The organism is Lactobacillus sp. ESL0228 (assembly GCF_003692825.1).
GTDB lineage: Bacteria > Bacillota > Bacilli > Lactobacillales > Lactobacillaceae > Lactobacillus.
In genome coordinates, this window is sequence record NZ_REHJ01000008.1 from 1 (window position 1) to 12,357 (window position 12,357).

The window sequence follows — 12,357 nt, forward strand, 5'->3', positions numbered from 1 at the left end:
AATGCAGCTATGGAAAGTTTCTTTCACATTATGAAAGTTGAAATGAATTATTTTACACATCACTTTGATACTAAGAAACAATTGGTTAAGGCGATGAAAGAATGGATAAGTTATTACAATGAAGATAAAATTCGGCACAAACTAAAAGGCTTAACTCCGATTCAATATCGGAATCAAGCCTTAAGTAAAATGATATAAAACTAACGTCCAGTTTTAGGGGTTAGCTTCAAGAAGTTGAGCTTTTTTCATGCTATTTTAGAATTTCCGTCGTAGCAGAGTAGCAGAGGGTTATCTTCCGTTATTTTATTTTGCTACCCGAGCATATTCGTGTGAGCGACAGACCAGCACATCGCATTTAGCTGTGCGAGTAACGTAATCAGTTACACTACCAATCAAAATGCGTTCCACGGTGTTGAGACCCGTTGCTCCTAATACAATTAGATCAATCTGATGTTTTAGCGGAAATTTGTGAGAAATGATTGCCTTGGGAGAGCCAAATTCAATGGCGTAGTGTACTTCTTTGACGCCCTCATCTTGCGCTTTCTGATAATATTCTTTTAATTTTTTCAGGGCACTATCTGATACTTGTTCTACCATTTTGGAGTCAAAACTAGAAACATTCTGGAATGAGCGCGTATCTATGACGTGTAAAATTTCTAAGCTTGCGTCACTGCGTTTAGCTACCTTGACCGCCTTGTAAAACGCAAAGTCGGCTTCTTTTGAACCATCAACGGCAACTTGAATTCGGTGATATTGTTTCATCATTTTTAATACCTCTTCTTACTCCCATTTTATCAAATTTTGCTTGGATTATTCATCCTTTTGATTAATTGCTAAGCCAAAAAACAAAATTGTTAAACAGCTCAAGATTAAGGTAATAAAGTTAAGGTACTTGTCATCTTGCAACAATATACAAAAGCCAATTAGGCTATCCGCAATCAAGGCAATCGCCGTGATGGCCATGATTGAAGTAAAATTGGTCTTGTTCTGATTATTATAAATTAAAAAATGATCGTTGCGTTTCTGCCAGAGGTACCAAGCAGCTATGAGCAATACAACAAGATAGATTGATATAACAACTTTAAGCATCTTAATTACTCCATAAAAAAACGGTCCTTTGACCGTTTCCTAACTTTCAAAAAAATCTGAGTTGACGAGCAGTTTGGCAAAACAAGTGCTGTTGAACCCGCAGTGTTCAAAAAATGAGCAGTAGCGCAACGAATATGGATCCTATACATTGATAGTTTTCCGATTCGACAGTTATTTACTAACTCGCACGTTGATAGTTTGACCGGTCAACTTTATCTAATTAAGCCTAGTTGCCAACTCAGACCAATATTATAGTAACCAAACTGCTGCTATTTGTCAAGATTGGCCGCAACTGAAGATGACTAATTAGGTCTCTGAATGAAAAAATGCTTTTCAAATAGTTAGGTAATGATATTTATTTCACTTTCAAATGTTTAAGCTAAAACTGAAGAATATTATCTTAAAATAAAAATAATATACGAAACTTAGTCTAATTGTTTTTAAGTGAATTACTGTTATTTTTATTTAATGTTATTTTTGATTTTAGCCTAAGCTTACTAACTAATAGTCACTGCTTAAATGAAAAATGTATTAGCGTATTATTCTTAATAATAACTAATCAGATAGTTATTTAAATTATACATAAAAAAACAATTTTAATATTGCTATTTGTGGTACATGGCTTTAAAATAAACCTTCGTATAGGTTTAGTTAAGTAGGAAAGAGATTTTTATGTTAGGAAAAAACAACTATAATGAACGTCTAAGAAAAATGGAAATGCAAGCAAAGCAAGATCACTTTTCAATTCGTAAATTGAATGTTGGTGTTGCTTCGGTGTTGTTAGGTTTCACTTTCTTCGGCTTGAATAGTCAAGCAGTAAAGGCTGAAACAGTTGCTCCAACAGAAGACGCTAGAACCAATACTCCGGCAGCTGAGACGCGGGCGCCTAGTGATACGAGAGTGCCTTTGGTAGCAGATAACATTAATGACTCTCCTGCTGCACCAGTTACAGAACAAGCGCCAACTAAGTCTAATAAACCTACAACTGGAACGCCAGCTAATGTAAATGAACAAGCCATTGCCCCTAAGAAAAGCATTGAGACTTGGGCAAAACGCTCACAAACTGATTTGAGCACCTATCGAGGCTTAAAGTCTTTTTTGCAGGTAAAAGAAAAAGAAGACCGATCCACAGCAAGCGCTCAGCCAGCTCAAAAAGCACCTCGTGCTATTAAAGCACAGCGTGTAAGAACAGATACGAATGCGCAGACTGGTTCTTTGTCTGCGCAACCAGTTAATCAACTAACGGTTACTGATGATCAGCCAACCGAAACTACCAAGTCGCAGATCCCAACTAATAAAGATCCGCGGGGGAAACAAATGACTGGTCCATCTCAGGATCATAATGGGACCAAGCCACTGACCCCAACTGACCAGGATCAGAACAACAAGTCGGGTATTAATGCGCAAGATGATAACGGTGGTAAAATCAGCGAGGTAACTAATTGGAAAGATTATCTTGTAGCCTTAAGCGACTCTACCGTTACCGAAATTGATATCATGAATGACTTTGCTGCTCCAGATGGTGTCAATTATATACAAATTGCAAGTAGCAACTCGCGTCCACGTGATTTATTTATTACATCAAAGGGCGGTAAGCATAAGGTTGATTATAAAGGTACAAGTTTAACTTGTACATCTAAGATCAATATCACTTATGACAATTTAGAACTTTGGTGTGCTAATTATTATGGTGTGATTAATACGGATAATACTCCTGTTGCAACTGTCACCTTTAAAGACATTGATTTTCATGGCAGTCAGATGGCTCATGCAACGTCTCATACGCACTATCATTTTAAAGGAACCAACAATGCTGAAACCGTTCGAATGCCATATCCAGGAACTACTGTAATTCTGGCTAATAATCAACAATTGCTTGAGCTAATGAATTCAGATAATAGTATTGATTTTGATGATGGTACTTTTACTGGTTCTACATACAATGGAACTGTAATCGAATTAGGTAGTCGTTATAGTCTCTCATCATATAATAAGGTAAATATTGCTGCTGGCGCTAAAGTTGTTTTAAATCCGGGAAAAAATGCAGATAACTTAGTTACAGCAGGGAGTGCCGAATATACTAATGCCCAATATGGTATCTACATGTATGGCTCGAATCTAAACGTTAATGTTAATGGGACTTTACAAATTAATGTTGGTCAAGCTGGCTTTAAGCAGACTACGGCTGATAATCGGCAAGCTTCTGGTATCTATATCAGTAAGGGTTCCAATAATTTTAATATTAAGACTGGTGGGCAGGTTGAGGTGCAAACTAACGGTGACATCTCGACAATTAACACTGACTCTAATAGCGGTAACTTAATCTACAATGGTGGTAACTTTAAGATTGATCCGAAGGGTAGTCTCAAAGTAACTGGTACCAACATGAGAAAATATAGCGGTACCTTGTTCATGATTAAAGGAAGTGCTAATGTCAATAATGGTACCTTTGAAATCAAATTAGATGGTGATGCAAATGATGATGGCGCTGGAACAGGTGTAATTACTTTAGTTGATATCCAAGGGACCCTAAACGTTAATAATCCTCAGTCCTTGATTTTGAATGCTCAGAATAATAAAGCAGTGGGGACTACAATTATTGGTCAAAACACGATCACATTAAGTAACGTTAGTCAGGTTTTGCGAATAAGCAATCAAGAACTTAATCTACCGCCGTTTGCAAAATTACAACTAAATAGAGGAAAAGTTACTGACAAGGGTACAATAATTGGAGTTTCAGCCTTAAACCTGCTCAACGGTCAAAGAAAAATAACTCCAGAATTGCTTAGTAGCATTACCGATACTAAGTATAAGGCTCTAATTAACTTATTAGTGTCGAAGGGGTTGCTCGGTGCCAATATGACTTTTGACGATGCCTTTAAGAATATTATTATTGCTGCTTTTGGTGATAAGACACTCTTTAGTGATGGTTATAATAATATTCATTTTAAATCTGCCAATCCTGATGGCTTTTTAGATATTGAAAATGTGTCAGTAACTACTGGTGCGAATGGTAGCCGTATTATTAAAGGGCATATAACAAATTATAATGATAAAAATGATGGTCCTGATAGTGATGGTATTTTTAGTAAAATTTTACCAGGAGGAACATATGCCTATGTTGGAGCCAAATTTGAGTCAGCAAATAGTTTATTGAATGATAAGAACTATATTGGTATGATTAAAAATCCAAATCCTTATGGTGAAACAAACGTTACCGAAGCACAAAACGAATTTGCTGCTCAAGCAGATGGGAATGGCTATTTTGAATTTGAAATTCCAGCAGATAAAGTTAACCAGCTTAAACCTGGAGATAAGATAGAATTAGTACCATATGCGAACTTTATCAGTTATGATCCGGAAAATAAGGATGATCATAGTTATGATTTACAAATATTGAGTGTAGATGAGCAAAAGAGCGCCGCGCATCAAGCGATCCAGGACGAAGCCGCCAAGATCAAGGGTGAGATCAACGCTGATCAGAGCTTGACAGCGGAAGAAAAGACGCAGCAAACGAAGGCTGTCGACGCCGCCGCCCAAGCCGCTGATGACCAGATAAACAAGGCGACAAATGCGGATGAAGTCAATACCGCCGTAAAGGCTGGTAAAGCTGCCATTGATAAGGCGCATCAAGCAGGCACCGGTGTAGATGAGCAAAAGAGCGCCGCGCATCAAGCGATCCAGGACGAAGCCGCCAAGATCAAGGGTGAGATCAACGCTGATCAGAGCTTGACAGCGGAAGAAAAGACGCAGCAAACGAAGGCTGTCGACGCCGCCGCCCAAGCCGCTGATGACCAGATAAACAAGGCGACAAATGCGGATGAAGTCAATACCGCCGTAAAGGCTGGTAAAGCTGCCATTGATAAGGCGCATCAAGCAGGCACCGGTGTAGATGAGCAAAAGAGCCAAGCTAAAGCTGAGATAGATCAGGCAGCTAAGGATGCCAAAGACAAGGTAGATAGCAATAAAGATATAACGGATAAGCAAAAGGCTAAGGATCAGATTGATAAAATTGCCAAAGATACTAAGGATAAGATCGACAATGCCCAGGATCAAGCAACAATTGATAGCAGTAAGAATCAGGGTATTGCGGATATCAATAAGATAGCTGAAGGCAAGGATAATAAAGATGATCAGGCTGAAGCAAAAGAGAAAGCCAAAGATGCCGTAGATGAAGCAGCTAAGGATGCCAAAGACAAGGTAGATAGCAATAAAGATATAACGGATAAGCAAAAGGCTCAGGATCAGATTGATAAAATTGCCAAAGATACTAAAGATAAGATCGACAATGCCCAGGATCAAGCAACAATTGATAACAGTAAGAATCAAGGTATTGCGGATATCAATAAGATAGCTGGTGGCAAAGATAATAAAGATGATCAGGCTGAAGCAAAAGAGAAAGCCAAAGATGCCGTAGATGAAGCAGCTAAGGATGCCAAAGACAAGGTAGATAGCAATAAAGATATAACGGATAAGCAAAAGGCTAAGGATCAGATTGATAAAATTGCCAAAGATACTAAGGATAAGATCGACAATGCCCAGGATCAAGCAACAATTGATAGCAGTAAGAATCAGGGTATTGCGGATATCAATAAGATAGCTGGTGGCAAAGATAATAATGGTAATTGGAATAATATTCCTCTCCCTAATGCTGGAAATGGCAACTCAAGTTCAAACTCAAATCCAATTGACAGTAAAGTACCAGAAGTTAGTCCTAAACCTACTCCAAATGCCGTAGAGAAGACTTTAAAACACAATGCTTACTTCTATAACAAAGAAGGCAAACGAGCTAATCTGTTAATTGCTAAGAAGGGGTCAATCATTGCCACTTATGGCACAGAAAAGATTAATGGTCATGATTTCTATTTGACTGATAGTGGCTTATATGTTGATGTTTACAACGTTGTTGGACAAAAACGGAATTTGGTTCATAATGCCTTTGTTTATAACCACTACGGCAAGCGAATTAGTTCTAAATTGCTTAAGAAGAATACAGCAGTTATTACTTATGGAGATCCTGTCAAGATTCATGGTAAAGCATATTACCTGACAATTAATAATCACTATGTCAAAGTCGCTAACTTTGCCCCATCTATTACTAGACCAAATAGAGAAGTAGCAGATGGTGTAACGGCCAATGCAGTGATTGTTCATAATTCTTATGTTTACAATGATGAAGGCAAACGAATTAATCAAGTTGTTCTTCAGGTCGGTTCTAGATTTACCATTGGACAAAGAAAAGTAGTGAGCGGTCATGAATTGCTAGAAATTGCTCCTAACCAGTATGTGGCAAGTGGGAATGTTATTGGTACAAAACGGCGGTTAAAAGTAGCTAGTCATATTTATAACAAAGATGGTAAACGTTTGGCTGGTAAGCAATTAAAGAAGCATAAGACGATTAGAACTTATGGTAATGCAGTCAAAATTCATGGTAAAGCGTATTACATAATTGGACATAACCAATATATTAAAAAGAGAAGTTTTTAAGGAGGATAGTTTAATTATTTTGAAATAAGAAAAGAAGCTCTCATAGCAATGGGGAGCTTCTTTTTGTTTAATAAAACTCAAGATTGGTTAAAGATAATTGAATTTTATTAACGCAGTTAAATTAAAAATAAAGTGATGAATTCCAATATAGATCAAGTGGCAGATGCGTCTGGAGTAAGTGGCGCCGTAAGCTCGGGTAAAGGGGTCCTCCAATGCCGCGCATCAAGCAAGTTTATATAGTCAATATGATAATCTGAGAAAGCGTAAGTTAATTAGAACATATTGTAGCCCATGTTAGGATTAATCAAACGAAGCATTACATTGACAGAACAGGTAAATATATTAAGAGAGTTAATTTTAAATGATTAGTTTACAATATTAAAAACGTCACAACAGACAGTTGTGGCGTATTTTAATTTTGAATGATGTTAAATATAGTTAGTTTTAAATGCTAGTATATTAATTATTAGAAAGATATTTGAAAATTTCTTGTTTTAACCAAAAAGACTATAAATACTAAAGCGATCTCTTGATTTTTTAGTCGTTTCTTGCAAAGCTTTTATAAAAAACCTCTAAAATTGACTTAGCTTACTTTAGAGACAGATGCAATTTATAGATTTAATATTTTTGGTGTAGACCTTTATTTTGCATTTTATGTAATATTTGATATTGCTGTTTAAAAGCTTTTTCTATTTTAGAATTTCCTTTAGGAGAAAAATATTGCTTTCCTAATAACAAATCAGGCATATATTGTTGTGGTATCCAATCTCCTGAATATGAGTGGGGATAAATGTATCCAGTTCCATGTCCTAGATTTTTGGCACCACGGTAGTGTGTATCTTTTAAATTATTGGGTATATTTCCATAATTTTTATTATGTATATCGGCTAAAGCAGAATCAATTGCACAAATTGCACTGTTACTTTTAGGTGATAGAGATAATTCAATTACGGCATTTGCTAAGGGGATCCTGGCTTCTGGAAACCCTAAATTTTGAGCAGCAGTGATAGCCTGAATTGTGTGTTGACAAGCAGCTGGATTAGCAAGTCCAATATCTTCATATGCGATTACGCTTAATCGTCGGCAAATTGCAATTAAATCTCCTGATTCAATTAAACGGGCTAAATAATGTAATGCAGCGTCCGTATCAGAACCACGAATTGATTTTTGAAAGGCGGAAATAAGATCATAGTGACCATCGCCTTTTGCATCAAAATTTTGCGTTCGCATTTGAATTGAATTTGCCATTTCTTGTTGGTCAATTGTAAAGCTATCTTCAGTTTTTTTACCCGCTGAAATTAATTCTTGCTGAGTAGAAATAACAGCAAGCTCTAGTCCATTTAAGGTTGATCTTAAATCTCCATTACCTTTTTCAACCAATAATTTTCGGGCAGCAGAAGTCAGCTTAACTCTAAATTTGCCTAAACCTTTTGTTTTATCAGTAAGAGCTCGGTCAATTGCTTTACTAATATCAGTTTCAGTTAATTGTTTTAATTCAAAGATTTGGCAACGAGAACGAATTGCAGGTGAGATTGAAATATAAGGATTTTCAGTTGTAGCACCGATTAAAATAATTTGTCCTGATTCAAGTAATGGTAACAAGAAATCTTGTTTAGCTTTGTCTAAACGATGAATTTCATCTAGTAATAAAACAACAGTACCACTCATTTTTCCTTCTGCTGCTACTTGTTCCAATTGTCTTTTAGTGTCGGTAGCGGCATTTAATTGTCGAAAGGCGTATTGGGTAGAACCAGCAATAGCGCTGGCAATACTAGTTTTGCCAATACCTGGTGGACCATAGAGAATCATGGATGACAGCATTTTAGCTTCCACCATCCGACGAATTATTTTACCATGACCGATTAAATGAGTTTGTCCGACAACTTCATCGAGTGTCTGAGGACGCATTCTGTATGCTAATGGTTTCATTGTTTATACCTATGAAAGAGTCGGTGCCAAAAGCCAATTTTCTTTTTATTTACGTTGCCGGGTAGTTCATCTTTCGGTATTTCGGGTGGAAAAACTTGATTAATTTCTATTCTCATCTTATTAATAGCAGTTTTAGCTACAACAAGAATGGCGGTATCTTCTGGATTGGTTCTTGCAGTTTCATTATTTATCAAGGTAAATGCGATATCATATTTGCCACAACTTGCTTCAATTTGATTTAAAAAAGCGTCATCAATATTTCCATTAATTAAAACTTCGTAATTAAGATAATTACTGAAATTATCCAAGAATAATTTTCTTAACTTAGGATTTTGGACCTCAGAATTAGACATTCTGACAAACACACGTTCTCGAAGTGACCCCAAAAATCGTCTCCGCTCGTCGGGTTTTGTCTGAGGGGTGATTCCTAGAGCCGCGTTACTAACTCTTTTATTTAAATCTTCAGCCATTGATAAACCACCTTTTAAATAGTAAAAAACCCCTTCCAAAAGGAAAGGGCTTTTAAATAAGAAATTAAAGTAACTTGTTGTAGTATTCAACAACAAGGGCTTCGTTGATTTCTGGTTCTAGCTCGTCACGTTCTGGTAAACGTACAAGTGAACCTTCCATCTTATTGTCATCAAATGAAACAAATGATGGACGATTTACGACAGCTTCAAGAGCATCTTTAACTTGTTGCATACCTTTTGCTTTTTCTCTCAAACCAATGGTTTGGCCAACTTTAACCTCGTATGAAGGGATATCAACACGTTTACCATCGACAGTGATGTGACCGTGGTTAACTAATTGTCTAGCTTGTTCTCTAGTAGTAGCTAAACCCAAACGGTAAACAATACTATCTAAACGAGATTCAAGCAAAATCATGAAGTTAGTACCATGTTCACCTTGACGAATCTTACCTGCACGTGTAAACAAAGTTCTAAATTGGCGCTCATTTAAACCGTACATCCAACGTAACTTTTGCTTTTCGTGTAATTGTTCACCATATTCTGATAGGCGACCACGTGAGTTGGGTCCATGTTGACCTGGCGCATAGTTACGACGACTAAGCTCTTTACCAGTACCTGAAAGTGAAATCCCCAATCTTCTTGAACGTTTCCAGCTTGGTCCTGTATATCTTGACATAAAATCCTCCAATATAATCTATTAACAATTTTTGGAGTAAAATATCACATATAAGTTCAACATTCGTGCATCTTAATTTTCATTTTCGCCTGTTGCAGCGTCGGTTACTCGTTCACTAAAACGTATTAAGATGTTGACGTTCTTGTCACTTATGGCTGCAAATATTTTACACGTTATCAATTATAACGATTGAATCTTTGTAAAGCAAGGAAATATACCGATTTTTATTGAAATAGAGCATTAGTTAATCGGTTGTTTCATAGCTACAATTATAAAGTGTTAGTATTAAGCAAAGAATAAGTGCTATAATTTTGATTACCGGTTTTATTTTAAAAGTCTAACTTAATCTTAATCTTTTTACAAAACTGTATACCACACTATTAGATAAATTTGGTATAATTGGGATAGTTTTGGAGGAAGATTATGTCACCAACCCAATCGATAGTTGTAATAATTGCAATTTTAATCATTATTGTCATTATAGCATTTATGCTTATTGTTAATCGTAGGCAACTACACGAAATTATTGAGCTTGATGAGCTGATTAATAGAATTGCCGAAATGCATCTAGAAACCGATATCATCAACCTTGATAAAATGGATCTAGCAGGTGAGAGCCTGACGACATTAACAACATGGCGTAAAAATTATCAGCAAGCAGCTAATAACAAAATTCCACATGTTCAAAAATTGGTGGAACAGTCTGCAGAGCAAAATGCGCATTATCATTTAATAAAAGCTCACAAACAAATTAAGCAGGCACAAGAGATTATGCAGTCTACATATGATGATGCCAAAAATACAAAAGAAGTTTTTACAGAGCTACTTGAATCTAATCGCGAAAATAAGATGCAATATGATGATCTGATCAAAAATTATCAAGAGATCCGGAAACTTGTTTTGGCAGATTCGTTTGAATATGGCGTAGCTCTTGATCAACTTGAAAATGAGCTAACAAATTTAGAAAATGATTTTTCTGAAGCTAAGAGTTTAACTGCTCAAGGAGATCAAGTTGAGGCAAAACGTGTTCTGTCTAAGATTAAGATGAGTTTAAGCTCAATTAATTCGCTGTTACCTAAAATAAGATCTAATCGTCATTTGTTGGATACTGTTTTTCAAGATCAACTAAGTGAATTAGCTGACTCATATAAAAAAATGGTATCATCTAAATATTATATTACTGAAATTGATGTGTTAAATGAAGTTAAGCAAATTCGTAAACAAGTCGATGCTGCAGACCAACTTTTGGCGAATTTAAAAATTGATGAATTAAATCAGCAAGTTTTACAAATTAAATCGCGAATATCTAACTTATATGATATTTTGACTAAAGAATATAAGGCTCGTCCTTTTGTTGAAGAAAATCAAGATAAAATTCAACGGCTCTTAGCACATGAACAGGTTGAGTCTAAAAAACTAGTTGAAAAGTTGCGCCATATTGATGAAAGTTATGAGTTGACACATGGTGAACTAGCAACTAGTCGCCAACTCGAGCAAGAAGTTAATGATATGAATCGTCAATATACAGTGGATACACAAAACTTGGCTGATGGTAAAGGTGTTTATTCTGGTATTAAAGCATCATGGTTAAGCGTTATTGAAAGATTGCGTGAAATTTCTGCGGAACAACAAACGATGTCGGAAGATGTTGATGGCCTGTTTGATTCTGAGAATGTTGCCAATGATTCGATTAATCGCTTTAAACAGGAAGTGTCATTGGTTTATCGGCGTTTAGAACGAAAAAAATTACCGGGTAATCCAGATTCTTTTATCCAGATGTATACGTTAGTTGTTAATGAAATTGGTCATGTTGCTAAAGAATTAAGTCAAGTTAGACTTAATATGGAAAAAATTTCAAATGAACTAATTCAAATTTCAGATGATGTTGAACGATTAAAACGTGAAGCAGATGACATAATTAACTCTGCAGATCTAGTTGAATTAACTCTGCAGTATGCTAATAAGTATTCGACTAACGCTATAGTTAAAAGCGCTCAACAAAAGACAATGAAATTATATAGTCAAGAATATAACTACAAGGAAGCTCTTGATACGATTGCTACTGCAATTGAAAAAGCGGAGCCCGGCTCATATCAACGACTTGAAAACCTTTATTATTCTGAAAAGAAAAATAATTAATTCTAAGATGTTGAGAATTTTTTATTTAGATTAGTAACTCTTTTAAAAGTAATAAAATTATCATGATTTAAAATAGTAATAGAAAAAGCATCAATTAGGCAGCTTGTAGTGTGCTCTAACTAGGAAAGTTTAACAAATTTTAATTAGGGACTGATTTTCGATATTCTGTGTGATCAGTCCTTTTAATTTGGTTTTTATTTTTTATTATAGTACGATATATATATTGCTGATAATTTATTACTACTCAGTATAGTTTTAATAGTCTTTGCAAAGCTATAAAACATTTATCTTTTCAAGATGTAAAAATAGTTAATATCTTTAAGCAAAGACCAATTGTTTTTCTTAAAAAGCTAGATGAAATTTAAAAAATAAAATTGTGTAAAGCATTAATAAATAAGTTGTTATTAAGATATAAAATTTATGCTAAATAAGGTTTATTTGTTATTTGCTTGCTTTTAGGGATGTTCAATGGTTACGATATACTAAACTTGTGCTACAATTTTAAACGTGTCATTTTAGAAAATAAGTTTTATTTAGTCAAAGTGCAATAAAAATGCCCACAAAACT

Annotated in this window: 8 protein-coding genes; 3 read left to right on the plus strand and 5 right to left on the minus strand. The window is 35.5% G+C overall.

Translation table 11 applies throughout. From position 1 onward, the window contains the following. The coding region (locus F5ESL0228_RS03460; RefSeq protein ID WP_147441423.1) for an IS3 family transposase at positions 1-198 on the plus strand (198 nt) is incomplete at its 5' end. Between the two features lie 105 nt (positions 199-303). On the opposite strand, the gene F5ESL0228_RS03465 is transcribed toward F5ESL0228_RS03460, so the two are convergent. Both F5ESL0228_RS03465 and F5ESL0228_RS03470 read right to left on the minus strand, forming a co-directional pair. Further along, positions 304-765: a universal stress protein gene (locus F5ESL0228_RS03465; protein WP_122022862.1), complete on the minus strand. Its 462-nt coding sequence runs from the start codon at positions 763-765 to the stop codon at positions 304-306. 45 nt (positions 766-810) lie between these two features. Beyond that, a complete protein-coding gene (locus tag F5ESL0228_RS03470) occupies positions 811-1,089 on the minus strand; it encodes a hypothetical protein (RefSeq protein ID WP_122022863.1) in 279 nt (92 codons plus the stop codon). 672 nt (positions 1,090-1,761) lie between these two features. Between F5ESL0228_RS03470 and F5ESL0228_RS03475 the strand changes: the two genes are divergently transcribed. Next, positions 1,762-6,576, plus strand: a complete 4,815-nt coding sequence (locus tag F5ESL0228_RS03475) for an SLAP domain-containing protein (protein WP_122022864.1) — start codon at positions 1,762-1,764, stop codon at positions 6,574-6,576. 618 nt (positions 6,577-7,194) lie between these two features. Here F5ESL0228_RS03475 and F5ESL0228_RS03480 read toward each other — a convergent pair. The 3 genes from F5ESL0228_RS03480 to rpsD all read right to left on the minus strand — a co-directional run bounded on the left by F5ESL0228_RS03480 (position 7,195) and on the right by rpsD (position 9,651). Then, positions 7,195-8,505 carry a replication-associated recombination protein A gene (locus tag F5ESL0228_RS03480; protein WP_122022865.1) on the minus strand — a complete coding sequence of 437 codons (1,311 nt, stop codon included), beginning with the start codon at positions 8,503-8,505 and terminating at the stop codon, positions 7,195-7,197. Then, complete coding sequence (locus F5ESL0228_RS03485) at positions 8,502-8,975, minus strand: YueI family protein (RefSeq protein WP_122022866.1); 474 nt, start codon at positions 8,973-8,975, stop codon at positions 8,502-8,504. Before F5ESL0228_RS03485 ends, F5ESL0228_RS03480 begins: the two co-directional genes overlap by 4 nt. A 64-nt stretch (positions 8,976-9,039) precedes the next feature. Beyond that, positions 9,040-9,651 (minus strand): 30S ribosomal protein S4, encoded by a 612-nt coding sequence (gene rpsD / locus F5ESL0228_RS03490; protein ID WP_122022867.1) that lies wholly within the window; start codon positions 9,649-9,651, stop codon positions 9,040-9,042. 423 nt (positions 9,652-10,074) lie between these two features. Here rpsD and ezrA point away from each other — a divergent pair, with 423 nt between their 5' ends. Beyond that, positions 10,075-11,790 (plus strand): septation ring formation regulator EzrA, encoded by a 1,716-nt coding sequence (ezrA, locus tag F5ESL0228_RS03495; protein WP_122022868.1) that lies wholly within the window; start codon positions 10,075-10,077, stop codon positions 11,788-11,790. The last annotated feature ends 567 nt before the right edge of the window (positions 11,791-12,357 follow it).

Coding starts and splice junctions, on each gene's coding strand:
- F5ESL0228_RS03485 (WP_122022866.1), bottom strand. CDS start 8,975: ATGGCTGAAGATTTAAATAAAAGAGTTAGTAACGCGGCTCTAGGAATC.
- ezrA (WP_122022868.1), top strand. CDS start 10,075: ATGTCACCAACCCAATCGATAGTTGTAATAATTGCAATTTTAATCATT.
- rpsD (WP_122022867.1), bottom strand. CDS start 9,651: ATGTCAAGATATACAGGACCAAGCTGGAAACGTTCAAGAAGATTGGGG.
- F5ESL0228_RS03465 (WP_122022862.1), bottom strand. CDS start 765: ATGATGAAACAATATCACCGAATTCAAGTTGCCGTTGATGGTTCAAAA.
- F5ESL0228_RS03480 (WP_122022865.1), bottom strand. CDS start 8,505: ATGAAACCATTAGCATACAGAATGCGTCCTCAGACACTCGATGAAGTT.
- F5ESL0228_RS03470 (WP_122022863.1), bottom strand. CDS start 1,089: ATGCTTAAAGTTGTTATATCAATCTATCTTGTTGTATTGCTCATAGCT.
- F5ESL0228_RS03475 (WP_122022864.1), top strand. CDS start 1,762: ATGTTAGGAAAAAACAACTATAATGAACGTCTAAGAAAAATGGAAATG.